Source organism: Delftia sp. S65 (assembly GCF_016516495.1).
GTDB classification, from domain to species: domain Bacteria; phylum Pseudomonadota; class Gammaproteobacteria; order Burkholderiales; family Burkholderiaceae_C; genus Comamonas; species Comamonas acidovorans.
Map to the genome: position 1 here is coordinate 45,801 of NZ_JACVUR010000035.1, position 24,270 is coordinate 70,070.

The 24,270-nt window shown below is 65.4% G+C and carries 21 protein-coding genes and 1 tRNA gene; 18 read left to right on the forward strand and 4 right to left on the reverse strand.

Going from position 1 to position 24,270, the window contains the following annotated elements:
- Positions 1–127: 127 nt before the first annotated feature.
- Together IAE24_RS22945 and IAE24_RS22950 are read left to right on the forward strand one after the other, a co-directional pair.
- Entirely contained in the window at positions 128–1,111 is a 984-nt protein-coding gene (locus IAE24_RS22945) for a tripartite tricarboxylate transporter substrate binding protein (protein ID WP_199960356.1), read from the forward strand.
- A gap of 10 nt (positions 1,112–1,121) precedes the next feature.
- Entirely contained in the window at positions 1,122–2,300 is a 1,179-nt protein-coding gene (locus IAE24_RS22950) for a M20 aminoacylase family protein (protein WP_199960355.1), read from the forward strand.
- A 21-nt stretch (positions 2,301–2,321) separates the two neighbouring features.
- Here the strand turns inward: IAE24_RS22950 and IAE24_RS22955 are convergent, their stop codons facing one another.
- Positions 2,322–2,921 carry an IMPACT family protein gene (locus tag IAE24_RS22955; protein WP_013802201.1) on the reverse strand — a complete coding sequence of 200 codons (600 nt, stop codon included), beginning with the start codon at positions 2,919–2,921 and terminating at the stop codon, positions 2,322–2,324.
- A 196-nt stretch (positions 2,922–3,117) separates the two neighbouring features.
- Here IAE24_RS22955 and IAE24_RS22960 point away from each other — a divergent pair, with 196 nt between their 5' ends.
- The 6 genes from IAE24_RS22960 to IAE24_RS22985 all read left to right on the forward strand — a co-directional run bounded on the left by IAE24_RS22960 (position 3,118) and on the right by IAE24_RS22985 (position 10,096).
- Positions 3,118–3,288 carry a hypothetical protein gene (locus IAE24_RS22960; RefSeq protein ID WP_012205835.1) on the forward strand — a complete coding sequence of 57 codons (171 nt, stop codon included), beginning with the start codon at positions 3,118–3,120 and terminating at the stop codon, positions 3,286–3,288.
- A 236-nt stretch (positions 3,289–3,524) separates the two neighbouring features.
- On the forward strand, positions 3,525–4,391 hold the full coding sequence (locus tag IAE24_RS22965; RefSeq protein WP_013802202.1) for a helix-turn-helix transcriptional regulator: 867 nt from the start codon (positions 3,525–3,527) through the stop codon (positions 4,389–4,391).
- Between the two features lie 101 nt (positions 4,392–4,492).
- A complete protein-coding gene (locus IAE24_RS22970; RefSeq protein WP_199960354.1) occupies positions 4,493–6,229 on the forward strand; it encodes an FAD-dependent monooxygenase in 1,737 nt (578 codons plus the stop codon).
- On the forward strand, positions 6,226–6,465 hold the full coding sequence (locus tag IAE24_RS22975) for a hypothetical protein (protein ID WP_013802204.1): 240 nt from the start codon (positions 6,226–6,228) through the stop codon (positions 6,463–6,465). Before IAE24_RS22970 ends, IAE24_RS22975 begins: the two co-directional genes overlap by 4 nt.
- Positions 6,466–6,532: 67 nt before the next feature.
- Positions 6,533–7,525 carry an AraC family transcriptional regulator gene (locus IAE24_RS22980; RefSeq protein ID WP_043822934.1) on the forward strand — a complete coding sequence of 331 codons (993 nt, stop codon included), beginning with the start codon at positions 6,533–6,535 and terminating at the stop codon, positions 7,523–7,525.
- Positions 7,526–7,600: 75 nt separating this feature from the next.
- Entirely contained in the window at positions 7,601–10,096 is a 2,496-nt protein-coding gene (locus IAE24_RS22985) for a YgiQ family radical SAM protein (protein ID WP_192366751.1), read from the forward strand.
- Positions 10,097–10,109: 13 nt separating this feature from the next.
- Here the strand turns inward: IAE24_RS22985 and IAE24_RS22990 are convergent, their stop codons facing one another.
- From IAE24_RS22990 to IAE24_RS23000, 3 genes are all read right to left on the reverse strand, one after another.
- A complete protein-coding gene (locus IAE24_RS22990) occupies positions 10,110–12,572 on the reverse strand; it encodes an EAL domain-containing protein (RefSeq protein ID WP_013802207.1) in 2,463 nt (820 codons plus the stop codon).
- Between the two features lie 332 nt (positions 12,573–12,904).
- On the reverse strand, positions 12,905–13,894 hold the full coding sequence (locus IAE24_RS22995; protein WP_199960353.1) for a CoA transferase: 990 nt from the start codon (positions 13,892–13,894) through the stop codon (positions 12,905–12,907).
- A gap of 193 nt (positions 13,895–14,087) precedes the next feature.
- Entirely contained in the window at positions 14,088–15,284 is a 1,197-nt protein-coding gene (locus IAE24_RS23000) for an amino acid aminotransferase (RefSeq protein WP_012205827.1), read from the reverse strand.
- 128 nt (positions 15,285–15,412) lie between these two features.
- Here IAE24_RS23000 and uvrB point away from each other — a divergent pair, with 128 nt between their 5' ends.
- From uvrB to IAE24_RS23050, 10 genes are all read left to right on the forward strand, one after another.
- Complete coding sequence (uvrB, locus tag IAE24_RS23005; protein ID WP_043782068.1) at positions 15,413–17,500, forward strand: excinuclease ABC subunit UvrB; 2,088 nt, start codon at positions 15,413–15,415, stop codon at positions 17,498–17,500.
- A gap of 225 nt (positions 17,501–17,725) precedes the next feature.
- Positions 17,726–18,262 (forward strand): Fe-S cluster assembly transcriptional regulator IscR, encoded by a 537-nt coding sequence (gene iscR / locus IAE24_RS23010; protein WP_012205825.1) that lies wholly within the window; start codon positions 17,726–17,728, stop codon positions 18,260–18,262.
- Between the two features lie 135 nt (positions 18,263–18,397).
- Positions 18,398–19,618, forward strand: coding sequence for an IscS subfamily cysteine desulfurase (locus IAE24_RS23015; RefSeq protein WP_012205824.1), 1,221 nt, complete (start codon positions 18,398–18,400; stop codon positions 19,616–19,618).
- Between the two features lie 43 nt (positions 19,619–19,661).
- On the forward strand, positions 19,662–20,060 hold the full coding sequence (iscU, locus tag IAE24_RS23020; protein ID WP_012205823.1) for a Fe-S cluster assembly scaffold IscU: 399 nt from the start codon (positions 19,662–19,664) through the stop codon (positions 20,058–20,060).
- 1 nt (position 20,061) lies between these two features.
- Positions 20,062–20,385, forward strand: a complete 324-nt coding sequence (iscA, locus tag IAE24_RS23025; protein WP_012205822.1) for an iron-sulfur cluster assembly protein IscA — start codon at positions 20,062–20,064, stop codon at positions 20,383–20,385.
- 117 nt (positions 20,386–20,502) lie between these two features.
- Complete coding sequence (gene hscB / locus IAE24_RS23030; protein WP_199960352.1) at positions 20,503–21,021, forward strand: Fe-S protein assembly co-chaperone HscB; 519 nt, start codon at positions 20,503–20,505, stop codon at positions 21,019–21,021.
- Between the two features lie 84 nt (positions 21,022–21,105).
- Positions 21,106–22,974, forward strand: a complete 1,869-nt coding sequence (gene hscA / locus IAE24_RS23035; RefSeq protein ID WP_199960351.1) for a Fe-S protein assembly chaperone HscA — start codon at positions 21,106–21,108, stop codon at positions 22,972–22,974.
- A gap of 25 nt (positions 22,975–22,999) precedes the next feature.
- Positions 23,000–23,338 carry an ISC system 2Fe-2S type ferredoxin gene (gene fdx, locus IAE24_RS23040; RefSeq protein ID WP_013802212.1) on the forward strand — a complete coding sequence of 113 codons (339 nt, stop codon included), beginning with the start codon at positions 23,000–23,002 and terminating at the stop codon, positions 23,336–23,338.
- A 10-nt stretch (positions 23,339–23,348) separates the two neighbouring features.
- Positions 23,349–24,065 (forward strand): DNA polymerase III subunit epsilon, encoded by a 717-nt coding sequence (gene dnaQ, locus IAE24_RS23045; RefSeq protein ID WP_034394212.1) that lies wholly within the window; start codon positions 23,349–23,351, stop codon positions 24,063–24,065.
- 42 nt (positions 24,066–24,107) lie between these two features.
- Positions 24,108–24,182 (forward strand) — tRNA-Val (locus IAE24_RS23050).
- Positions 24,183–24,270 lie beyond the last annotated feature (88 nt).

Below are 24,270 nucleotides of genomic sequence, written 5' to 3' on the forward strand. Positions count from 1 at the left end.
CGCGCCCTGAAGTCTGCATGAAACTCATGCTAATGCAGCCAACAATGCATTGGACGTTCGATGACCCGGCTCCTAGGATGCCGCGTATCCGGCCGACCGAGCCGGAGCCATCCACCAAGGAGACATGATGAGATTTTTGTTCCAGCGCGTTTGGCTGACGGGCGCCGGCCTGTTGCTGAGCGCGGGCCTGGCCTGTGCGCAGAGCCCGTCCTCCAGGCCCGTGAGCCTGATGGTTCCCTATCCGGCCGGCGGCCCTTCGGATGCCATTGCCCGCATCTTCAGCGTGCCGCTGGCCAAGGCGCTGGGCCAGCAGGTCATTGTGGAGAATCTGGGCGGCGTCAGCGGCGCCATGGCCGCGCAAAAAGTGCTGGCAGCGCCGCCCGACGGGCACTACGTCTTCCAGGGCTCGCCCAACGAGGTGATCCTGTCGCCGCTGGCGAACGCGGCCGTGCGGCTCAAGGCCGAGGATTTCCGCCTGGTCCATCCCGTGGCCGAGGCCGTGATGGTGTTTGTCGCCCGCAAGGACCTGGAGGCCGGCAATGTGGATGAGCTGATCGCGCTGGCCCGCAAAAGCGCCAGCCGGCCGCTGTCATACGGCAGCGTCGGGATTGGCGCGCTCTACCACCTGATTCTGGAGAAGGTGCAGCAGGACGCCGGCATACAACTCATGCATGCGCCCTACAAGGGCAATGCGCCGCTGCTGCAGGACATAGGCAGCGGGCAGGTCGATTTCGCTGTGCTCGTCTACAGCGCTGCCATGGGCGCGCTGGCCGAGCAGGGCCGGCTCAAGATCCTGGGCCAGCTGGGGGAGCAGCGATCGGAGCTGCTCAAGAATGTGCCCACGGTGCGTGAGGGCCGAGAGCTGAAAAACTTCGCCTACAAGACCTGGACCAGTTTCCTGGTGCGCAAGGACACGCCGCAGGAGGTGGTGCAAAGGCTGCACCAGGCGATAGGCGCCATGCTCAAGGACCCGGGCGTGCGCGAGCAACTGGCCCTGCAGACGCAGCTGGCCGCGGCGCCCATGTCGCTGGCCGAAGCCGCGCAGTTCTATGAGGCCGAGACCGCCCGCTACCGCAGCATTGCCCGCTCCATCCGCCTGCAACCCCAGTGAGATGCCGCACATGAACACCCTTCTGGACACTTTGCGCGGCTCGGCCGCAGCCTTCGTCGATGTGCGCCGCGACATCCACAGGCACCCCGAACTCGGCTTCGAGGAACATCGCACCAGCGCCCTGGTCGCGCAGCAACTGGAGCAATGGGGCTACGAGGTAGAGCGTGGCCTGGGCGGCACGGGCGTGGTGGGGCGGCTGGTGCGCGGCAGCGGCCACCGGCGTCTGGGCCTGCGCGCCGACATGGACGCGCTGCCCATCACCGAGGCCAATGCCTTCGCCCACGCCAGCACGCATGCCGGTGTCATGCATGCCTGCGGCCATGACGGCCATACCGCCATGCTGCTGGCGGCGGCCCGGCATCTGGCCGAGCACGGCGGCTTCGACGGAACGCTCACGCTGATCTTCCAGCCTGCGGAGGAGGGCGGCGGCGGGGCCTTGCGCATGATGGAAGACGGGCTGTTCGAGCGCCACCCCTGCGATGCCATCTTTGCCATGCACAACATGCCGGGCCTGCCCCAGGGGCGGCTGGCGCTGCGCGAGGGCGCAGCCATGGCGTCCTCCGACTACGCCACGCTCACCCTCACCGGCGTGGGAGGGCATGGTGCCATGCCGCACCGCACGGCCGATCCCATCGTGGCGGCCGCCAGCATCGTCATGGCCTTGCAGACCATCGTCTCGCGCAACATCGATCCGCTGCAGATGGCGGTGGTGACCGTGGGAGCCATCCACGCAGGCAAGGCCAACAACGTGATTGCCCACAGCGCTGCGCTGGAGTTGAGCGTGCGTGCGCTGGATGCCGATGTGCGCAGGCTGCTGGAGCAGCGCATTCGCGAACTGGTGAGTGCGCAGGCCGAGAGCTTCGGCGTGCAGGCGCAACTCGAGTGGCGACCCGGCTACGCGGTGCTGGTCAACACGCCCAAGGAGACGGACTTCGCGCGCCAGATCGCGCTGGAGCTGCTGGGCCCGGAACATGTCACGCTGCAGGCGCCGCCCTTGCCGGGCAGCGAAGACTTTGCCTTCATGCTGCAGCGCGTGCCAGGCAGCTATCTGCTGATTGGCAATGGCGAGGGAAGCGAGCAAGGCGCCTGCATGGTGCACAACCCGGGCTATGACTTCAACGACGACAACATCGCCGTGGGCGCCGCCTACTGGGTGCTGCTGGCGCAGCGGTTTCTGGTGGCCGGTTGAACTGCTTGAGCCCGGCGCATCTCATTCGCCGGGGTGGACTTCCATCCAGCCCACGCGTCCTTGACCGCTCTCGTTGAGGCGGCTCACAAAGCCTTCAGCCTGCGACTGCGGCAGGCGCAGATCGAACTGCACCAGCGATCCATGCTCGACCTGGAGCAGCTCGGCGCCTGCTGCATCGATCTCGCGGCGCACCAGGCCTTCCAGCGCATAGGGCACGGCGCAGCGCAGCGATTGCATGCGCTGCAGTGTCACTTTCTCGGCGGTCAGCAGGGCCTGGGCCACGGCATCGGTGTAGGCGCGCACCAGGCCACCTGCGCCCAGCTTGACGCCGCCGAAGTAGCGCACCACGGTGGCCAGCACGCCTTCCAGGTCCTGGTGGCGCAGCACGTCCAGCATGGGGCGGCCTGCCGTGCCGCTGGGCTCGCCGTCATCGACGGCTGCCGACTGGCCGCCTGCCAGCAGAGCCCAGCAGACATGGGCGGCGCCGGGGTGCTCGCGCCATAGCGCATCGACCACCGCCTGGGCGCTGGCGCGGTCGGCCATCGGCTGCACGCAACCGATGAAGCGGCTTTTCTTGATGATGAGTTCGCTGTGCGCGGGCGCGCGGAGTGTCTGTGGCATGGAGGGCGGCAAGCTTACCCGATCGTCCCTGGTCCGGTGTTTGGCGCATGGATTCATTACGCCTTTATTACGAAGCGCTACACATTTGTGAGCATGCGTACCTTGTGTTATTTCAGCTTCAGAGGTTTGCATCCAGGTTTGTCCTACAGAAATCGTGAAAGATTCGCAGTAAGCTTTCTGTCAAGGAGGCGCAACCATGAACACCCCACCTTCCCGCGATCCCGTTCTCACCGAACACACCTTTGGCCGCGATCATTTCAGTCCCCCGCCCATGGCGCTGGAGCAAGCTGGTCAGGACCATGAAGCCGCTGGCGGCGGCATTCCTCTGGATCTGGACCAGCGCATCCGCAACGTCGGCGAATGGTGATGGCAGGTGCCGCCTGGCCAAGGGCCTGCAGCGGCGTCAGTACTGTCAGGTCCGGCTGGACCGTGCAGCGGCCCGCCGACAGGCGGTGACCCTCAAGCGAACAGACCGCGAACCAGGCGCAGCAGGCTCTTGCCTCGCTGCGCTGGATTTATCATTTCCAGTTTCCAATTTCCACGTACCTACCCACCCAGGCCGGCTGCGCGAAGCGCCGGCCTTTTTGCATTCCTGCAGAAACCATGAGCACTGACACGGGGCGCAGCCATTGGCTGCTGGCGCCTGCCTCCGCCAGCGACGCCAGCCTGCCCGTGCCCCTGGGCGATGTGACGGCGCTGCTGGAGCAGGTGGGCCGCTCCAGCGCCAGCAGCGACGAGGTGGCCGGGCAGTTGCTGCATTTGCTGGGCCGGCACGTGCCGCTGGCGCAGTGCACCATCTTCTCGTTCCAGGGCCGATCACGGCCGCGCATCGTGGGTTTTGGCGACCGGGCACGCACGGGGGCGCTGCCCATGATTTCGCAGGACTACAGCGAGCGCTTCTATCCGCTCGATGGCGCGCAGCGCGTGATGCAGGCCGAACTTGCGCGGCAGCAGCGCGACCCCCAGGCTCCCGCGCGCGTGTGGCTGCACCGCCAGCGCCCCTGCGATGTCAGCCATCCCGAGTACCGCCATGTCTGCTATGGGTTGCCGCGCCTGGTGGAGCGGCTCTCGCTGCTGACCCTGCAGCCTGGCGCACGGTGGCTGGCGGTGAACCTGTACCGGGGCGAGGAGCACGGCTGCCTTGATGCGCAGTCCATCGCACGCATCGAAGCCTTTGCGCCCCTGGTCATGCAGGCCATGCGCCTGCACTATGCGGGCCAGGCGCTGCAGGACGATCTGGCGGGGCTGGTGCTGGCGCGCCTGGCCGGGCGCTTTGCCCATCTCACGCAGCGCGATCTGGACGTGGTGCGCTGCGTGATCGAGGGGCTTGATGCCGAGCGGCTGGCGCAGCGCCTGGGCATCACCGTGTCCAGCGCGCGCACCTATCTCAAGCGGGTCTGCGCCAAACTGGGCGTGCAGGGGCAGCGTGAGCTGTTTGCCTTGTTGATGGCGCCCGAGGCGCTGTCCTGAGCCCCGGAAGCGGGCGCCGCAGTCTGTCCCCATCTGGGGACATCGCAATGGCCGGTGCTGCCTACACTGCGCCCTGAACAAGACGCACGACGGAGACCCCCATGCACCAGCCCCATGCCCAGCCCAGGCAGTCCATCTACTACCGCTATCAGGTGCATCGGCCCTGGCTGCCATCGGAGCATCCGGGGGTGCAGCGGCACCCCGTCGTCATTGTCGGAACGGGGCCGGTAGGCCTGACCACGGCACTGGAGCTGGCGCGCCACGGGCAGCGATGCGTGCTGCTGGAGTCCGAGCTGCAGGTATCCGAAGGCAGCCGCGCCATCGTCTTCACGCGCCGCTCCATGGAGATCCTCCAGCAGGTGGGCGTGGCCGGGCGGGTCAGCGACAGCGGGCTGCCATGGCGCTTTGGCAACTCCTTCTACCGGGGCCAGCGCGTGTTTCGCATGGAAGCACCGCACAGCGAGGACGACCGCTTCTTCCCCATGACCAACCTGCAGCAGCAGTACCTGGAGGAGTACCTGGTCGATGCCGTGCTGGCCCATCCGCTGATCGAGTTGCGTTGGGGCAACCGCGTGGAGCGGGTGGAGCAGGCTGGCGAAGGCGCCGCTGCAAAAGCGCGGCTGCAGGTGGACACGCCCGAGGGGCCGTATGCGCTGGAAGCCGACTGGCTGGTCGCAGCCGATGGCGCACGCTCGGGCATACGCACGGCCATGGGCCTGGTCATGGAAGGGGCGTCATACGAAGGCCGCTTCGTGATTGCCGACATCCGCATCGACCTGCCGCTGCCCACCGAGCGCCTGGCTTTCTTCGATCCGGTGTGGAACCCCGGCAACACCATCCTCATGCACCGCGAGCCGCACGGCATCTGGCGCGTGGACTACCAGTTGCCCGCGGGCGAAGATCCGCAGCAGGCACTGCAGCCCGAATCGCTCAAGGCGCGCATCGACGCGCAACTGGAGATGATCGGCTTTGGCGGCACCCCCTGGGAGATGGACTGGAGCTCGGTCTACTCGGCGCGCGCGCTGACCTTGCCGGACTACGTGCACGGCCGCGTGGTCTTCACGGGCGATGCGGCCCACCTGCTGCCCATCTTCGGGGTGCGCGGCGCCAACACCGGTTTCCAGGACGCCCAGGCCCTGGCCTGGCGCCTGGCCCTGGTGGCGCGCGGCGTGGCGCCGGCCCGCTTGCTGGACAGCTACAGCAGCGAGCGCGTGGGCGCTGCGCGCGAGATTGTCGAAGAGGCCGGCAAGAGCACGCGCTTCATGGCGCCGCCTTCGCGCGGCTTCCGGCTGCTGCGCGATGCCGTGCTGTCGCTGTCGCTCACCCAGGCCTTCGTGCGCCCGCTGTACCACTGGCGCACATCACGCCCCCATGAGTACGCCCGCTCGCCCCTCAACAGCAGGGACGACGACAACCATTTGTTCAAGGGCGGCCCCGTCCATGGCGCGCCGCCGCAGAACGTGTGCCTGGCGCCGGACGACTATCTGCTGGACCACCTGGGCGGCGGCTTCGACCTGCTGTATTTCACCGATGGCTCGGCCGTGCCGCCCGCGTTGAGCGAGGTTGCCCGCGTGGTGCGCGGCCGCGGCGTGGGCCTGCGCATCGTGGCCATCTCCAGCCAGGCGCAGCCGCAGCCAGTTCAGGGCGCTGACCTGACCCTTTCCGATAGTCAGGGCCGCTGCCGCGAACGCCATGGCGTGCCCGCCGATCCACCTTCTGGCGCCGCCTACCTGCTGCGGCCTGACCAGCATGTCTGCGCACGCTGGCTGGCGCTGGATGCGCGGCGCCTGCAATCCGCACTCGACAACGCCACCTGCACGCAAGGAGCCCAGGCATGAGCCAAGCACACACATCGCCCGACACGCTTGAATCGCCCGGCACCCTGGATATCGCCGGTCTGGAGGCCGTCTACGACCAACTGGCCACGGCCATTGACGCGGCAGGCCCGCAGCAGTCCGAGCTGTTTCTGGTCAAGCTGGCGCTGCTGGCGGCCGAGCGGCTGGGCAGCGCCCGGCAGTTCTCCGAGCTGGTGCAGGCGGCGCAGCAGGATCTTCAGCCTAGGGTAAACAGCTAGCCCTGCCGGGTGGTTGCGTGGCCGGCGCTGGCTAACATCGGCCCGGAATCAAGGATGCCACGACCCCATGGATGTGCTGAGCGAAGTTCTCGATATTTGCCGGTCAGAGCGCGCCGTGACGGCGCGTTTTGCGCTGACCGCGCCGTGGAGCCTGAAGTCCACTGGCGTCACGGGCGCCATGATCCGCATGGCGCGCGGCGCGCCCTACTGGATACAGGTGGAGGGCATGCAGCCGCTGCGGGTCGAGCCGGGCGATCTGGTCATGCTGCCCATGGGCGCGGCACATGTGGTGGCCTCGGACCTGGGCATGGCCTGCGAGCTGTTCTCGCGGCTGATCTCCCGCCATGCCGAAGGCCCGCAGGACGAGAATCCGCTGGTCTTCAGCCATGGCGGCGGGGGCGAGGCGACCGACATGTTTTCGGCCCTGCTGTGGTTTTCAGCCTATTGCCGGCATTCGGTGTTTCGCATCCTGCCGCCGCTCATCCACATCCGTGCAAGCGATCTGCCGCTGGCCGATTGCCTGGCCGCCACCATGCAGTCGCTCACGCTGGAGACGCTGGCGCGGCGCCCTGGCTGGCGCCTGTCGGCCGCGCGCATGGGCGAGCTTTTGCTGGTCAACATCCTGCGCGAGCATCTGGCGCGCGAGGCCGCCGTGGGTGAAGGCTGGCTGCGGGGCCTGGGCGATGCCTGCATTGCCCGCGCCATCGTCTGCATGCACCGGGAGCCGCAGCGCAGCTGGAGCGTGGAGACGCTGGCGGCCGAGGCCGGCATGTCGCGCACCCGCTTCAGCATGCGTTTCAAGCAGCTGGTGGGCGCCACCCCCATCGGCTACCTGACGGCGCACCGCATGGCGCTGGCCGCCCAGCAGATGGAGGCCGGCGGGCTGTCATCGGCCCGCATCGCAGAGAACGCGGGCTACGACTCTCCCAAGGTGTTTGCGCGGGCGTTCCGCCGCTGGTCCGGGCATACGCCCAAGGCCTATCTGGCGCAGGAGGCCGCAAAGAGGTCGGGCTGGCAGCAGCAGGAAGGCCGTATCAGGGGGCTGGAGCAAGACCCTTAGCCAGCAGGGTTGAGTGCCGAAACGTACACTGGCCGGTTCCTTCCGCACAGGCTCCCAGAAGCCGAACCGCCCATCATGAACGCCCCCGTTGACGTTTCCTTTTTCCATCGCGCTGCCAAGCCGCTGACCAGCTACCGACCGTACTGGGCCAAGCGCTTCGGCACGGCCCCGTTCCTGCCGATGAGCCGGGCCGAGATGGACCAGCTTGGCTGGGACAGCTGCGACGTGATCCTGGTGACGGGCGATGCCTATGTGGATCACCCCAGCTTCGGCATGTCGGTGATCGGCCGGGTGCTGGAGGCGCAGGGCTTTCGCGTGGGCATCATCGCCCAGCCCGACTGGCAGAGCGCCGAGGCCTTCAAGGCCCTGGGCCGTCCCAACCTGTTCTGGGGCGTGACGGCAGGCAACATGGATTCGATGATCAACCGCTACACGGCCGATCGCAAGATCCGCTCCGACGATGCCTACACGCCGGGTGACGTGGGCGGCAAGCGCCCCGACCGCGCGGCCATTGTCTACAGCCAGCGCTGCCGTGAGGCATACAAGGACGTGCCCATCGTGCTCGGCGGCATCGAGGGCAGCCTGCGCCGCATCGCCCACTACGACTATTGGAGCGACAAGGTGCGTCGCTCCATCGTGGTGGACAGCAAGTGCGACATCCTGCTGTACGGCAACGCCGAACGCGCCCTGGTCGAGGTGGCCCACCGCCTGGCCGCTCGCGAGCCCGTGGAAAGCATTACCGATGTGCGCGGCACGGCCTTCTTCCGCCGCGAGTCGGAAGCGGGCTGGTTCGAGCTGGACTCCTCCGTGGTGGACGAGCCCGGCGTGGTCGAGCCCCACATCAACCCCTACATGACCACCAGCGAGCAGGCCGAGGCCCAGGGCCAGACCTGCTCCAAGGAAGAGGGTGATGCCGCCGCGAAGCCGGACGGTGCCTCGGTCGCCGCCGTTCAGACCATCCAGTTCGTGCCCAATCCGTCGCTGCGCGGCAAGGGCAAGCAGCCGCCGCGCGACAAGACCGTGCTGCGCCTGCCCAGCTACGAGCAGGTCAAGGCCGATCCCATCCTCTACGCACACGCCAACCGCGTGCTGCACCTGGAGACCAACCCCGGCAACGCCCGCGCCCTGGTCCAGGCCCACGGCGAGGGCGTGACCGCGCGCGATGTGTGGCTTAACCCGCCCCCCATTCCGCTGACCACGGCCGAGATGGACTGGGTCTTCGGCCTGCACTATGCACGCAGCCCCCATCCCAGCTATGCCGACGCCAGCGGCAGCCATGAGGGCGAGACCAAGATCCCGGCCTGGGAGATGATCCGCACCTCGGTCAACATCATGCGCGGCTGTTTCGGCGGCTGCACCTTCTGCTCCATCACCGAGCATGAGGGCCGCATCATCCAGAGCCGTTCCGAGGAGTCCATCATCCAGGAGGTCGAGGACATCCGCGACAAGGTCAAGGGCTTCACCGGCACCATCTCCGACCTGGGCGGCCCCACGGCCAACATGTACCGCCTGGGCTGCAAGAGCCCCGAGATCGAGGCCGCCTGCCGCAAGCCCAGCTGCGTGTTCCCCGGCATCTGCCAGAACCTGCACACCGACCACGCCCCGCTGGTCAAGATCTACCGCCGCGCGCGCAATCTGCCGGGCATCAAGAAGATCCTGATCGGCTCGGGCCTGCGCTACGACCTGGCCGTGAAGTCGCCCGAGTACGTCAAGGAGCTGGTGCAGCACCATGTGGGCGGCTACCTGAAGATTGCGCCCGAGCACACCGAGTCCGGGCCGCTGACCAAGATGATGAAGCCCGGCATCGGCAGCTATGACCGCTTCAAGCAGATGTTCGAGCAGTTCAGCGAGGAAGCGGGCAAGAAGCAGTACCTGATTCCGTACTTCATCGCGGCCCACCCGGGCACCAGCGACGAGGACATGATGAACCTCGCCATCTGGCTGAAGAAGAACGGATTCCGCGCCGACCAGGTGCAGACCTTCTATCCCAGCCCCATGGCCACGGCCACGGCCATGTACCACTCTGGCCGCAACACGCTGACCAAGGTGCGCCGCGAGATGCGCGACGTGAACGAGGAGTCGGTGGACATCGTGCGCGGTGAAAAGCGCCGGCGCCTGCACAAGGCGTTTCTGCGCTACCACGACCCGAACAACTGGCCGCTGCTGCGCGAGGCCTTGAAGGCCATGGGCCGTGCCGACCTCATCGGCAACGGCAAGCAGCACCTGATCCCCACCTTCCAGCCCCTGGTCGATGGCGGCTACCAGAGCGCGCGCCGCAAGAACAGCACGCAGGGCACGGGTGTGGCCGCACGTGCCGTGGTGTCCCAGCAAGGCAAGGCCTACGCCCTCAACAAGGCCGGCGGCAAGAATGCCGGGCCGGGCAAGGTGCTGGCAGAGTCGCGCGAGCCTGCGGGCGATGTGCGTTTCCGTTCCAGCCAGCCCCAGCCGGGCCGCATGCTGACCCAGCACACGGGCCTGCCGCCGCGCCCCGGTGTGGGCGGTCCTGCCCGTTCTGCGGGCGCTGCCGGTTCAGGCCGCAAGGCGGCGCCGGGCGGTCGCAAGCCGCGCTGACGCGCCTTTGCCTCTAGCTGGCGGCCGGCGCCAGCGTGCCCTGCCATTCGCGGCGGGCGGCCTGGGCGCCGCTTTCAAAGTAATGCGTGTCCAGCGGCACGGGCCGTGCCAGGGCAAAGCCCTGTGCATAGTCCACGCCCACGGCCTGAAGGGCCTGGGCGATCTCGCGGGTTTCCACATACTCGGCCACGGTGCGCTTGCCCAGAATGTGGCCTATGCGGTTGATCATCTCCACCATGGCGTGGTTGCTGGGGTCCTGGAGCATGTCGCGCACAAAGCCGCCGTCGATCTTCAGATAGTCCACGGGCAGCTGCTTCAGATAGGTCAGCGAGGACATGCCCACGCCAAAGTCATCCAGCGCAAAGCGGCAGCCCAGGGTGCGCAGGGCCTGGATCAGCCTGGTGGCACTGGACAGGCTGGCGATGGCGCTGGTCTCCGTGATCTCGAAGCACAGCAGCTGCGGCGCAATGCCATGCGTGCTCAGCTGTTTCTGCACGAAGTCCAGCAGCCCGTCGTCATCCAGGCTGGGGCCTGACAGGTTGATGGCGCAGGTGTCGATGTGGCGCAGTGCGGCCGGATGCTGGGCCAGCGTGGCCAGCGTTCTGGCGATCACCCAGCGGTCCACCGTGGGCATGATGCCGTAGCGCTCGGCAGCAGGAATGAAGGTGGCCGGCGAGATGATCTGGCCCTGCTCGTCGCGCAGCCGCAGCAGCACCTCGAAATGCAGGCCCCGCTGGCCGTCGGGCTGCAGCGGTGCAATGCTTTGGGCGTACAGGCAAAAGCGCTCCTGCTCCAGCGCCATGCGTATGCGTGTCACCCATTCCATCTCGCTGACGTGGCGGGTGTACTCGCCATCGTCGCTGCGGTAGACGTAGATGCGGTTGCGGCCGCGCTCCTTGGCGCGGTAGCAGGCCATGTCGGCCATGCGCAGCAGGTCCTGGGCCGACTGGACCTCGCCGCCGATGTGCACCAGGCCGATGCTCAGCCCCGTGCGCAGCACCTGCTTGCCCCAGTGCACGTGCAGGGCCTCGGTCGCCTGGCGCAGCTTCTCGGCAATGCGCAGGGCGGGCTCGGGCGGGCAGTTCTCCAGAAGAACGCCGAATTCATCTCCGCCCAGCCGCGCGAGGGTGTCGGTCTCGCGCAGGTTGTGCAGCAGCAGGCGGCTGACCTCGCACAGCATCTCGTCGCCCGCCGGGTGGCCGCAGGTCTCGTTGATGAGCTTGAACTGGTCCAGGTCCATGTACAGCACGGCCGAGGGCCGCAGCCTGTGCTGGCCCTGGTTGAGCAGGCGCTGCAGCCGGCGCTCGAACTCGACGCGGTTCTCCAGCCCGGTCAGCCCGTCGTGGCTGGCATGCCAAGACAGTTGGTCCAGATACTGCTGCTCGCGCGAGACATCCCTGAGCACGATCACCGCACCGGCCGGGCGCTCCCCGCCGCCGCTGATGGCCGACCCCATGAGCTTGACCGGCACGATGCTGCGGTCATGGCGCCGCAGCCAGCGCGTGTGCTCCTCGCGCAATTGCTGGCCCGACAGCAAATGGGCCAGCAGGCTTTCCGCGGTCTGGGTGGTGTCGATGCTGTTGAAATGCAGGCCCTTGGCCAGGTGCTGGCCCTTGAGCTGCTGCTCGCTGCTGCCCAGCAGGCCCAGCGCGGCGGGGTTGGCATAGTCCACCACGCCCTGGGCGTCCGTGGTGATCACGGCGTCGCCCAGCGAGGCCAGCGTGGTCTGGGCCCTTTCCTTTTCCGTCAGCAGGTCGTTTTGCACCTGCTGGCGCTGCTGCAGCATGCGCCGCGTATGCCAGAGCGCCACCAGGATCAGCGCCACACCCAGCACCAGATGGATGCCCTGCAGCCACATCACCATCTGCCGTGAACTGCGGCCCAGCGAGGCGCTGAACTGCTGGGTGGCCGGTGTGACGCCGGCGTTGATCTGCTCGATCTCGCGCTTCCAGGTGATGGCGTCCTCGGCGCTGACGCTGCCCACTGCGTGGCGCTGCTCTATCTCCTGGGCCAGCCTGTCGAGCTGCTGCAGGTACTGATCGCCTTGTTTCCAGTAGCGATAAGGCTCTTCCAGAAGCTCGACATGGCGGAAGGTCTGCATGAGCCAGATCAGCGCCTCGGCATCGTCAGGGTGGTTGCCTCCCAGAAGAATGCCGGCACGCGCATCCTTGACCCTGGCTGGCACATCGTCCAGCGCCATGCGCGCCTGCCAGTCGCCCGCGGGAATGGCCATGGCCTGCTCGAAGCGCGCCATGTCGCGCGCCGAGCCGCTGTCCACATAGCGGCTCAGGGCGTAGATGGCGTCCTTCTGTGCCTTGGACCACAGGCTTTCCCCGGCCACAAAGGCCCGCACGGCAGACACAAGGTACAGGCTGCCGCTGGCCATGACCACCAGCACCACGACCACCAGCACCAGGGGCCAGATGCGCTGCACCAGCTGCAGTACCGGCACATGGGCTGGGGGCTGGCTTTGCATGGGTGGAGCAGGGGAGGGTTGGCCGTGTGGGCGGCTCAGGCGCTGGCGCCAATGCGCCGCAGAACTGGCGCCGTATGGCTGGGTGGCTGACGCGTCCCGGATATCCGGGCGGTTGATGGATGTTCTCGAACCATGGGGCTGCCTCCAGATAAGCCGATTATGGGTGTTTCCAGATGTGTTCGGGTTGTCCGGTTGTATGCGCAACTCCGATTTAAGAGGAGCGGGCTATTACGGTAAAGAGGGTCATTGGCCGCAGCGTGCCCGCATGCTGCGGCCAGCCATGACCTGCGCGGCTTGTAGGTTGCGGGCAGGTGGTGCTTTTAGGTGTCCGCCTACAAGCGAGGTGGTGCCTGGGGTGGGTCGGGCAGAGGGTGCAGGGGCAGATCGTGCTGCTCGGTCAGGTCTGCCAGCTCGGCGCAGGACAAGGGGGCCAGGAAGGCTTGCAGGGCTGCATGCATGGCGGGGCTGCGCATGCTGGCGATGCTGCCATCGCCATTCACCGACGCCACGGCGCACAGGCGGGCCGCGAAATGCGGCTCCAGGGCCGCCACGGCCACCGATCCATCGGCGCAGGCATAGACGCGATAGCCTGCGTGCGCGCCGCCCACATCGCCATCGGGCCGGGTCAGGCCCCAATGCCAGGGCAAAGCCAGCCACTGCGCGGCCTGGGCCAGGCCTGTTTCCTGGAGACTGCCGTGGCCGCTGCGCTGGCGCAGCAGCCAGGCCTTGAGCACGGCTTCGCTGGCCATCAGCGCACCGGCCATGTCGGCAAACAGGCTGGGTGGCATGGCGCCGCCCTGTACCAGCCCCGCCTCGGCCTGGTAGGTCAGGTCATGGCCTGGCACATCGGCCAGGGCTCCCGCGCTGCCGACGATGCGCACCAGCGACAGCTGCGGATGGCGCTGCTGCAGCGACGCCCAGTCCAGCCCCAGCTTGGCCAGTGCGGCGGGGCGGAACGAGGTGAGCAGGATGTCGGCCGCGTCCAGCGCATGGTGCAGCGCCGCCTGTCCTTCCTCGCTTTTGAGCTGTGCCTGCCAGACCGCAATGCCCTGGTGCATATCGGCATAGGCTTGCGGGCTGTAGTGCGCCATCGGGTCTGCACCGGCCGCACCGGCCGCACCGGCCGCGGCGGGCTGTGCAGACGGAGGCTCCAGCTTGCTGCACTGCGCGCCCATGGCGGCACAGCGCATCAGGGCGGCGGGGCCGGGCAGATTCAGGGCCAGACTCAGGATGCGCACGCCCGACAACGGCAGCCCGTTGGTGGGGGAAGAGGAGAGGGGCGCGTGTAGCGCAATGGGTTCAGGAGGCGCGTGATCGGGCATGGGAATGGAGCGTCTCGTTGTGCATTCGGTGTTTCAACTGCACGCATGATCGCACCCATGCCTCCCAGGGCCTGGCGCATACCGGACGGTGAGGATGCAAAAGCCGCCCGGAAAAAGAAAATGCCGCCAGGGCAATGCACCGTTGGCGGCATGTCTGCAAACCCGGCGCATGGCCGGGCAGCCGGGGCGGGGGTCAGACCACCTTGGCGATCGACTGGCAGACGTAGTCGATGTTCTTGCTGTTGAGCGCGGCCACGCACATGCGGCCCGTATCCGTGCCGTAGACGCCGAACTCGGTGCGCAGGCGCACCATCTGGTCCTTGCTCAGGCCGGAGTAGCTGAACATGCCGATCTGGGTGGTGATGAAGCCCATGTCCTGCTGGACACCGGCAGCCTTCAGGCCGTCAACCAGCTTCTGGCGCATGGCCTTGATGCGCACGCGCATCTCGCCCAGTTCCTTTTCCCACAGGGCGCGCAGCTCGGGGTTGTTCAGCACGGCGGCCACCACGGCGCCACCATGGGTGGGCGGGTTGGAGTAGTTGGTGCGGATGACGATCTTGAGCTGGCTCAGCACGCGGGCCGCTTCTTCCTTGTCGTTGGCCACCACCGACAGCGCGCCCACGCGCTCGCCGTACAGGCTGAAGCTCTTGGAGAACGAGGTCGAGACGAAGATGTTCAGGCCAGCGGCCACGAACTTGCCGATCACGGCGCCGTCTTCGGCAATGCCGTGGCCAAAGCCCTGGTAGGCCATGTCGAGGAAGGCCACCAGGCCCTTGGCCTTGACGGCGGCGATCACCTGGTCCCACTGCTCGGCCGTGATGTCATAGCCGGTCGGGTTGTGGCAGCAGGCGTGCAGCACCACGATGGTGCCGGCGGCGGCCGCGTTCAGGTCGGCCAGCATGCCTTCGAAGTTCACCTTGCGGTTCACCGCGTCGTAGTAGGCATAGGTGCCCACTTCGAAGCCTGCATTGGTGAAGATGGCCTTGTGGTTTTCCCAGCTCGGGTCGGAGATCAGCACCTTGGCGGCGGGGCTGATCTTCTTGAGGAAGTCAGCGCCGATCTTCAGGCCGCCGGTGCCGCCGATGGCCTGCACCGTGGACACGCGGCCGGACTTGACGACGTCGGACTCGGCGCCGAACACCAGGCCCTTGACTGCGGCATCATAGGCAGCGATGCCGTCGATGGGCAGGTAGCCGCGGGCCGTGGGCTTGTCCATCATCGCCTTCTCGGCGGCCTGCACGCATTCGAGCAGGGGCAACTTGCCGTTGTCGTCGAAGTACACGCCCACGCCCAGATTCACCTTGCTGGGGTTGGTGTCGGCAGCGAACTGCTCGTTCAGACCCAGGATGGGGTCGCGGGGGGCCATTTCGACGGCGGTAAACAGAGACATGAAGCGTCCTTGGGATGTCTTGGGAGGTGGAAAAAACGCGGCTAGCCCCAAGCTACGGTAGGCTTTCGGGTTAACCCATGAATTCTAGCGATCTCGCCGGCCGATACTCACTTTTGCGAACCCACGTCATGCACGAAGTCTCTGATTCCTCTCCAGCACCCGAGGCCTCCGGCCAGTTCGTGCATTTCGCGGACTCCCCCTTCGAGCTGTTTCAGCCCTATCCGCCGGCCGGCGATCAGCCCGCCGCCATTGAAAAGCTGGTCGAAGGCATCCAGGACGGCGAATCCTTCCAGACCCTGCTGGGCGTGACGGGCTCGGGCAAGACCTTCACCATGGCCAACGTGATCGCCCGCCTGGGCCGCCCGGCCATTGTCTTCGCGCCCAACAAGACGCTCGCAGCGCAGCTGTACAGCGAATTCCGCGAGTTCTTTCCCAAGAACTCCGTCGAATACTTCGTCAGCTACTACGACTACTACCAGCCCGAGGCCTATGTGCCACAGCGCGACCTGTTCATCGAAAAGGACAGCGCCATCAACGAGCACATTGAGCAGATGCGGCTGTCGTGCACCAAAAGCCTGATGGAGCGGCGCGACGTGGTCATCGTCGCCACGGTCTCGGCCATCTACGGCATCGGCGAGCCCGAAAGCTACCACCGCATGATCATGACGCTGCGCACCGGCGACCGCATCAACCAGCGCGACGTCATCGCGCAACTGATCCGCATGCAGTACCAGCGCAACGACCAGGACTTCAGCCGGGGCAAGTTCCGCGTGCGCGGCGACACCATCGACGTCTTCCCTGCCGAGCATTCCGAGCTGGCCATACGCATCGAACTCTTCGATGACGAGGTTGAAAGCCTGCAACTGTTCGACCCGCTGACGGGCCGCGTGCGCCAGAGCATTCCGCGCTTCACCGTCTACCCCAGCAGCCACTACGTCACGCCGCGCGACAAGGTGCTGGCCGCCGTGGAAACCATCAAGCTGGAGCTGGCCGAGCGGCTCAAGCAACTGGTGGGAGACGGCAAGCTGGTCGAGGCCCAGCGCCTGGAGCAGCGCACGCGCTTCGATCTGGAGATGCTCACCGAGGTCGGCCACTGCAAGGGCATCGAGAACTACACCCGCCACCTCTCAGGCGCGGCACCCGGCGAGCCGCCCAGCACCCTGACCGACTACCTGCCCGGCGACGCCCTCATGTTCCTGGACGAGAGTCACCAGATGATCGGCCAGCTCAACGCCATGTACAGCGGCGACCGCTCGCGCAAGACCACGCTGGTGGAATACGGCTTTCGGTTGCCTTCGGCGCTGGACAACCGGCCGCTCAAATTTGAGGAATTCGAGCAGCGCATGCGCCAGGTCATCTTTGTCTCCGCCACGCCGGCAGACTACGAGAAGACCCACTCGGGCCAGGTCGTGGATCAGGTCGTTCGCCCCACAGGCCTCATCGATCCTGAAATCGAAGTACGCCCGGCCACCAATCAGGTGGACGACGTGCTGCAGGAAATCCGCCTGCGCGTCGAACGCACGGAGCGCGTTCTCATCACCACGCTGACCAAGCGCATGGCCGAGCAACTCACCGACTACCTGAGTGAAAACGGCGTCAAGGTGCGCTATCTGCACTCCGACGTGGAAACGGTGGAGCGCGTGGAGATCATTCGTGACCTGCGCCTGGGTGTCTTCGACGTGCTCGTGGGCATCAACCTGCTGCGCGAGGGGCTGGACATCCCCGAAGTCTCGCTGGTCGCCATTCTCGATGCCGACAAGGAAGGTTTTCTTCGCGCCGAACGCAGTCTCATCCAGACCATCGGCCGCGCCGCGCGCAACCTGCATGGCAAGGCCATCCTCTATGCGGACCGTGTCACGGAGTCCATGAAGAAGGCCATTGGCGAGACCGAGCGACGCCGTGCCAAGCAAATAAGCTTCAACGAGGAAAACGGAATCGAACCCAAGCAGATTGTCAAGCGGGTGAAAGACCTGATTGATGGTGTCTACAGCGAAAAAAGTGGGAAGGAAGCGGAACGCCTGCAGGCCAATCAACTCGAAAGAGCGCGTGTCGAGGACATGTCCGAAAAAGATGTGGCCAAGGAAATCAAGCGTCTGGAGAAGCAGATGCTCGAACATGCGCGCAGCCTGGAGTTCGAACAGGCTGCGCGGGTGCGCGATCAGCTGGCGCTGCTCAAGGAGCAACTGTTCGGAGGCTCATCCGTGCAGGTTTCCTGAGGCGGCGCCTGGTCTGAAGCCCGTTAGCTCCTGTTACCCGACAAAATTGATGGGGAATGTGGTACACTAAGGGTCAACACTCAACAACAACAAAAACTTCGATGAAAAGAAGGGCTCTGAACCTTTTGAACAGGACGGAGTAAGGGCGGAGACTGTGCCCAACTCCAGTCAAATCGCTGGAGCGGGTGTTTCTGTAACGTACAAGCCTGACTGAAGGAGCTCGTAATGCGTCTCACCACCAAAGGCCGTTTTGCGGTCACTGCCATGATCGATCTGGCCCTGCGCCAGAACAATGGCCCTGTCACGCTGGCAGCCATCAGCCAGCGGCAACAGATTTCCCTGTCGTATCTGGAACAGCTGTTCGGCAAGCTGCGCCGCCATGAACTCGTCGAGTCCACCCGTGGACCCGGTGGCGGCTACACGCTCGCCCGCAAGGCTGGCGACATCACCGTGGCCGACATCATCGTCTCCGTGGACGAACCCATTGACGCCACCCAGTGTGGCGGCAAGGAAAATTGCCTGGGCGAAGCCGGCCGCTGCATGACGCATGAGCTGTGGGCCGCACTGAACCAGCGCATGGTCGAGTTCCTCGATTCCGTGACGCTGCAAAAGCTTGTGGACGAACAACTGGCCAAGGGCATCCAGATCGAGGACAAGCCCGTGGTGCGTCGCGCGATTTCCACGGCGCCCGTGGTCAAGCCCATCCGTGTGAATGCCCCGAACTCGGTATTCGCGCTGGGCAACGCCTTCGCCAAGTCCTGATCGACTTTTGACACCCTGAGGGCAGGGCACCGCCGCGCATGGCTGTGTGGCGCGGTGTTGTCCGCCTGGATGGATTCACCGGAGTTCATCGCCTTCCCGTTTTTTTGCCAGCCTGAACCTTGATAAGAGCCAGTCATGGACATGACCCCGCATTTCCCCATCTATCTCGACTATGGCGCGACCACCCCTGTGGACCCTCGCGTGGTGGACGCCATGATTCCTTGGCTGCGTGAGCATTTCGGCAACGCCGCATCGCGCAGTCATGCCTGGGGTTGGGAAGCCGAGGAGGCCATCGAGAAGGCCCGCGGCCAGGTCGCAGACCTGATCGGCGCGGATCCCCGTGAGATTGTCTGGACCAGCGGTGCCACCGAGTCCATCAACCTGGCCATCAAGGGCGCGGCGCATTTCTACCAGGGCAAGGGCAAGCACCTGATCACGCTCAAGACCGAGCACAAGGCCGTGCTCGACACCATGCGTGAACTCGAGCGCCAGGGCTTTGAGGTGACCTACATGGACGTGCAGCCTGATGGCCTGCTCGACATCGAGGCATTCAAGGCCGCGCTGCGCCCCGACACCATTCTGGTCAGCGTGCTCTTCGTGAACAACGAAATCGGCGTCATCCAAGACATTCCCACCATCGGCGCGCTGTGCCGTGAGAAGGGCATCTTGTTCCATGTGGATGCCGCGCAGGCAACGGGCCGCGTGGAGATCGACATGTCCAAGCTGCCGGTGGACCTGATGAGCATGACCGCACACAAGACCTATGGCCCCAAGGGCGTGGGTGCCCTGTATGTGCGCCGCAAGCCACGTGTGCGTCTGGAAGCGCAGATCCACGGTGGTGGCCATGAGCGCGGCATGCGCTCGGGCACGCTGCCTACGCACCAGATCGTCGGCATGGGCGAGGCCTTCCGCATTGCCAAGGAAGAAATGGCTGAAAGCAACGCCAAGGCCTACGCGCTGCAGCAGCGTCTGCTCAACGGCTTGAAGGATCTGGAGCAGGTCTTCATCAACGGCAGCATGGAGCACCGTGTGCCGCAGAACCTGAACATGAGCTTCAACTTCGTCGAAGGCGAGTCGCTCATCATGGGCATCAAGGGTCTGGCGGTGTCCTCGGGATCGGCCTGCACGTCGGCCAGCCTGGAGCCCAGCTATGTGCTGCGTGCACTTGGCCGCAGCGACGAACTGGCGCACAGCAGCCTGCGCATGACGATCGGCCGCTTCACGACCGAAGAGGAAATCGACTACGCGATCAGCACCATCCGCACCAATGTGGTCAAGCTGCGCGAACTCAGCCCGCTGTGGGAGATGTTCAAGGACGGCATCGATCTCAGCACCATCCAATGGGCGGCTCACTGAGCATTGGCCGGCACGCGAATCAAGTATTGAAGAGGTAGACATCATGGCTTATTCCGACAAAGTGGTAGACCACTACGAAAATCCCCGCAACGTGGGCTCGTTCGACAAGAACGACGAATCGGTGGGCACCGGCATGGTCGGCGCTCCTGCCTGCGGCGACGTGATGAAGCTGCAGATCAAGGTCAACCCCGAAACCGGCGTCATCGAGGATGCGCGTTTCAAGACCTATGGCTGCGGTTCCGCGATTGCCTCGTCTTCGCTGGTGACCGAGTGGGTCAAGGGCAAGACGCTGGATGAGGCGGCTGCGCTGAAGAACAGCCAGATCGCCGAAGAGCTGGCTCTGCCTCCCGTCAAGGTGCACTGCTCCATCCTGGCCGAAGACGCCATCAAGGCAGCGGTCGATGACTACCGTGCCAAGCGCACTGCGGTGGTGGCCGCCTGATATGGCGATCTCGCTGACCGATTCTGCGGCACGCCATGTGAGCCGCTACCTGTCGCGACGCGGCAAGGGCATCGGCGTGCGCCTCGGGGTCAAGACCACGGGCTGCTCTGGTCTGGCCTACAAGCTGGAGTATGTGGACGAGCAATTGCCCGAGGACGTGATCTTCGAGGACCACGGCATCAAGGTGCTGGTCGATCCCAAGAGCTTGGCCTATATCGACGGCACGGAGCTGGATTTCGTGCGTGAGGGCTTGAACGAAGGCTTCAAGTTCCACAACCCCAACGAGCGTGATCGCTGCGGTTGCGGCGAGAGCTTTCGCATCTGACCGGCATTTGCCGGGCGTCCGGGCCTTTGTGGCCTGGAGGCATGCCCGGCAGACCCTGATTTCTTCTACTCCCTCAAGAGGCCGCCTTCGCTTCGGTGCTGGCGGCTTTTTATCGACATGAACCTGCAATCGGACGATTTCGAGCTGTTTGCGCTGCCTCGCCAATTTGCGCAGGAGCGCAGCACCATTGACGCGCGCTGGAAGGAGTTGCAGCGCGAGGTCCACCCTGACCGTTTTGCTTCGCAGGGAGCCGCCGCGCAGCGCGTGGCCATGCAATGGTCGGTGCGCATCAACGAGGCCTACCAGCGATTGAAAGAGCCACTCAGGCGCGCAGCGTATCTCTGCGAATTGCTGGGCGCACCCGTGCGTGCCGAGGACAACACGTCCATGCCCACCGCCTTTTTGATGCAGCAAATGGAGTGGCGCGAGGCGTTGGAAGAGGCGCAGGACGAGGCCGCCCTGGATGCGCTGGACGACGAGGTGCTGCAGGCGAGAAAGAGCATGCTGGCTGAATGCGGTCGTCAGCTGGACGAACTGCATGATGCGCAGGCGGCTGTGCAGCAGGTCAGAGCCCTCATGTTTGTTGCGCGATTTGCGCAGGACATAGAGCGTCGCCGCGATCAACTGGGACAATAACCCGCGATCCGCACCTCCCACGAGAGACCCTCATTCACAAGGCAGGCCGGCCGGCCCGGACCTGCAATTTCCCCGAGTATTTTCATGGCGCTTTTGCAGATTTCCGAACCCGGTCAGTCCCCCGATCCCCACCAGCGGCGCATTGCCGTGGGCATCGACCTGGGCACCACGCATTCGCTGGTCGCCGCTGTCCGCAGTGGCGTGGCCGAATGCCTGCCGGATGACCAGGGCCGAGTGCTGCTGCCTTCTGTCGTGCGCTATCTGCCCCAGGGCCGCCGCGAGATCGGCCACGCCGCCCAGGCTGCATTGTCTACCGATGCGGGCAACACCATTGCTTCGGCCAAGCGCTTCATGGGCCGCACGCTGGCTGACATCGATGCGCCGGAAAAGCTGCCTTACCGCTTTGCGGAGCAGGAGGCCGGCCGTGGCGTGATCGGGATCGAGACCTTCGATGGCACCAAGACAGCCGTGGAGGTCAGCGCCGAGATACTGGCCACGCTGCGTTTCCGTGCCGAAGACACCTTCAATGACGACATCCATGGCGCCGTCATCACCGTGCCCGCCTATTTTGACGATGCACAACGCCAGGCCACCAAGGATGCGGCAAAGCTCGCCGGCATCAACCTGCTGCGCCTGATCAACGAGCCCACGGCTGCAGCCATTGCCTACGGCCTGGACAACGGCTCCGAAGGCGTCTACGCCGTCTACGACCTGGGTGGCGGCACTTTCGACATTTCTATCCTGCGTCTGTCCCAGGGTGTGTTCGAAGTCGTCTCCACTGGCGGCGATTCGGCCCTGGGGGGTGATGACTACGACGCGGCTTTGGCCGAGTGGGTGGCCCAGCAGACCGGCGTGGTTCCCCAGACGGCCGAGGACAAGGCCCGCTGGCGCATGGCGGCACGCCTTTGCAAGCAGGCATTGACGGAGGCACAGGTCGCAACGCTCACGGCCGAGCTGTCTACCGGCGCTGTGCATTTCGATGTAAAGCGCAGCGATTTCGATGCGAGCACGGCTCATCTGACGGCACGTTCGCTGGCGGCCGTGCGCCGCGCGCTCAAGGACGCAGGGCTGGCGCGCGACGAAGTGCAGGGCGTGGTGCTGGTCGGCGGTTCCACCCGCATGCCCCAGGTGCGCGAGGCCGTGGCCGAGTTCTTTGGCCGCGATCCTCTCATCAATCTCAACCCCGACGAAGTCGTCGCGCTGGGGGCCGCCATCCAGGCCAACCAGCTCGCTGGCAACAGCTCAAGCGGCGACATGCTGCTGCTCGACGTGATTCCTCTGTCCCTGGGCGTGGAGACCATGGGCGGCCTTGTCGAGCGAATCATCAGCCGCAACGAGACCATTCCTACAGCCCGTGCCCAGGATTTCACCACCTACAAGGATGGTCAGACGGCCCTGGCCGTCCATGTGGTGCAGGGCGAGCGCGACCTGGTGGCGGACTGCCGCAGCCTGGCGCGTTTCGAGCTGCGCGGCATCCCGCCCATGGCGGCTGGCGCGGCCCGCATCCGTGTGACCTTCACCGTGGATGCCGACGGCCTGCTGTCGGTAGGCGCCAAGGAGCAGACCAGCGGCGTCGAGGCCCATATCCATGTCAAGCCGTCGTACGGCCTGTCTGACGACGAGGTTGCCCGCATGCTGCAGGACGGCTTTGCCACGGCCCAGCAGGACATGCAGGCCCGCGCACTGGTGGAGGCACGTGTCGATGCCGATCGCATGCTGATGGCCACCGAGAGCGCTCTGCAGGCCGATGGCGATGTGCTCGCCGCGGACCAGCGCGCAGCCATCGATGCGCTGATCGACGCCCTGCGCGCCAGCGTGGGCTCCGAGGATGCCGCCGTCATCGAGGCCGCGACACAAGCGCTGGCCAAGGGCACGGAGTCCTTCGCCGCCGAGCGCATGAACCGCAGCATCCAGCAGGCCCTGGCCGGCAAGAGCGTGCAATCCCTTTCCTGATTTCTGATCCGACAGCAGATCCGTCATGCCCGTTATCAAAATACTTCCCCACGCCGAATACTGTCCCCAGGGAGCCGAAATCGAGGCGCCCGCCGGAACCTCGATCTGCGAGGCCCTGCTGGACAACAACATCAAGATCGAACATGCCTGCGACATGAGCTGCGCATGCACCACCTGCCATGTGGTGGTCAAGGCGGGCTACAACTCGCTGAACGAGGCCGAGGAAGAGGAGGAAGACCTGCTGGACCGCGCCTGGGGCCTGCAGCCACAGTCCCGCCTGTCCTGCCAGGCCATCCTGGCACGCGAGGACGTGACCATCGAGATTCCCAAGTACTCGCTCAATCACGCCAAGGAAAACCACTGAGGGCCAGCGCATGTCGCGTCAAATCATTCTCGACACTGAAACCACTGGCCTGTCAGCCGACAACGGCGACCGGCTCATCGAGCTGGGCTGCGTGGAGATGGTCAACCGCAAGCTGACCGGCAACAACCTGCATCTGTATTTCAATGCGGGGCGCGACAGCCATCCGGACGCGCTGCGCGTGCACGGAATCACCACCGAATTCCTCAAGGACAAGCCGCGCTTCGAGCACAAGGTCGAGGAGATCTGGGAGTACCTGCAGGGCGCCGAGCTCATCATCCACAACGCGCCCTTTGACCTGGGGTTCCTGAACAAGGAGCTGGAGCTCGCCAACCGCCCGCCGATCCGCCAGTGCGTGAGCGGGGTCATCGACACCCTGGTCATGGCCAAGGAGATGTTCCCTGGCAAGCGCAACTCGCTCGATTCGCTGTGCGATCGCCTGGAGGTGGACAACTCCGGGCGCACGCTGCACGGCGCCTTGCTGGATGCGGAGCTGCTGGCCGATGTCTACATCAACCTCACGCGGGGCCAGGAGGCCCTGTTGATGGCGGAAGAGCCTGTCCAGTCCGAGGGCGGGCTGGTCGTGGCGCAGGTGGATCTGGCCAGCTTCAAGCTGCGCGTGGTGCACGCCAATGATCAGGAGCTGGCCGCGCACGAGGATGTGATGGTGCAGATGGACAAATCGAGCGGCGGCAAGACAATTTGGCGCGGCTTCGAAAATCAGTCCTAGAAGTTATGACATAATCTAAGTCTTGTCGCAGTAACGACATATGGGTGATTAGCTCAGCGGTAGAGCACTGCCTTCACACGGCAGGGGTCACATGTTCGATCCATGTATCACCCACCATTTTTTCCAAAGAGGTTGGCCTAGCAGCCAGCTTCGCGGGTGATTAGCTCAGCGGTAGAGCACTGCCTTCACACGGCAGGGGTCACAT

Coding starts and splice junctions, on each gene's coding strand:
- IAE24_RS22990 (WP_013802207.1), bottom strand. CDS start 12,572: ATGCAAAGCCAGCCCCCAGCCCATGTGCCGGTACTGCAGCTGGTGCAG.
- dnaQ (WP_034394212.1), top strand. CDS start 23,349: ATGTCGCGTCAAATCATTCTCGACACTGAAACCACTGGCCTGTCAGCC.
- fdx (WP_013802212.1), top strand. CDS start 23,000: ATGCCCGTTATCAAAATACTTCCCCACGCCGAATACTGTCCCCAGGGA.
- hscA (WP_199960351.1), top strand. CDS start 21,106: ATGGCGCTTTTGCAGATTTCCGAACCCGGTCAGTCCCCCGATCCCCAC.
- IAE24_RS23015 (WP_012205824.1), top strand. CDS start 18,398: ATGGACATGACCCCGCATTTCCCCATCTATCTCGACTATGGCGCGACC.
- IAE24_RS22985 (WP_192366751.1), top strand. CDS start 7,601: ATGAACGCCCCCGTTGACGTTTCCTTTTTCCATCGCGCTGCCAAGCCG.
- iscA (WP_012205822.1), top strand. CDS start 20,062: ATGGCGATCTCGCTGACCGATTCTGCGGCACGCCATGTGAGCCGCTAC.
- IAE24_RS22960 (WP_012205835.1), top strand. CDS start 3,118: ATGAACACCCCACCTTCCCGCGATCCCGTTCTCACCGAACACACCTTT.
- uvrB (WP_043782068.1), top strand. CDS start 15,413: ATGCACGAAGTCTCTGATTCCTCTCCAGCACCCGAGGCCTCCGGCCAG.
- IAE24_RS22980 (WP_043822934.1), top strand. CDS start 6,533: ATGGATGTGCTGAGCGAAGTTCTCGATATTTGCCGGTCAGAGCGCGCC.
- IAE24_RS22965 (WP_013802202.1), top strand. CDS start 3,525: ATGAGCACTGACACGGGGCGCAGCCATTGGCTGCTGGCGCCTGCCTCC.
- IAE24_RS22995 (WP_199960353.1), bottom strand. CDS start 13,894: ATGCCCGATCACGCGCCTCCTGAACCCATTGCGCTACACGCGCCCCTC.
- IAE24_RS22950 (WP_199960355.1), top strand. CDS start 1,122: ATGAACACCCTTCTGGACACTTTGCGCGGCTCGGCCGCAGCCTTCGTC.
- IAE24_RS22970 (WP_199960354.1), top strand. CDS start 4,493: ATGCACCAGCCCCATGCCCAGCCCAGGCAGTCCATCTACTACCGCTAT.
- iscR (WP_012205825.1), top strand. CDS start 17,726: ATGCGTCTCACCACCAAAGGCCGTTTTGCGGTCACTGCCATGATCGAT.
- IAE24_RS22945 (WP_199960356.1), top strand. CDS start 128: ATGAGATTTTTGTTCCAGCGCGTTTGGCTGACGGGCGCCGGCCTGTTG.
- IAE24_RS22975 (WP_013802204.1), top strand. CDS start 6,226: ATGAGCCAAGCACACACATCGCCCGACACGCTTGAATCGCCCGGCACC.
- IAE24_RS23000 (WP_012205827.1), bottom strand. CDS start 15,284: ATGTCTCTGTTTACCGCCGTCGAAATGGCCCCCCGCGACCCCATCCTG.
- iscU (WP_012205823.1), top strand. CDS start 19,662: ATGGCTTATTCCGACAAAGTGGTAGACCACTACGAAAATCCCCGCAAC.
- hscB (WP_199960352.1), top strand. CDS start 20,503: ATGAACCTGCAATCGGACGATTTCGAGCTGTTTGCGCTGCCTCGCCAA.
- IAE24_RS22955 (WP_013802201.1), bottom strand. CDS start 2,921: ATGCCACAGACACTCCGCGCGCCCGCGCACAGCGAACTCATCATCAAG.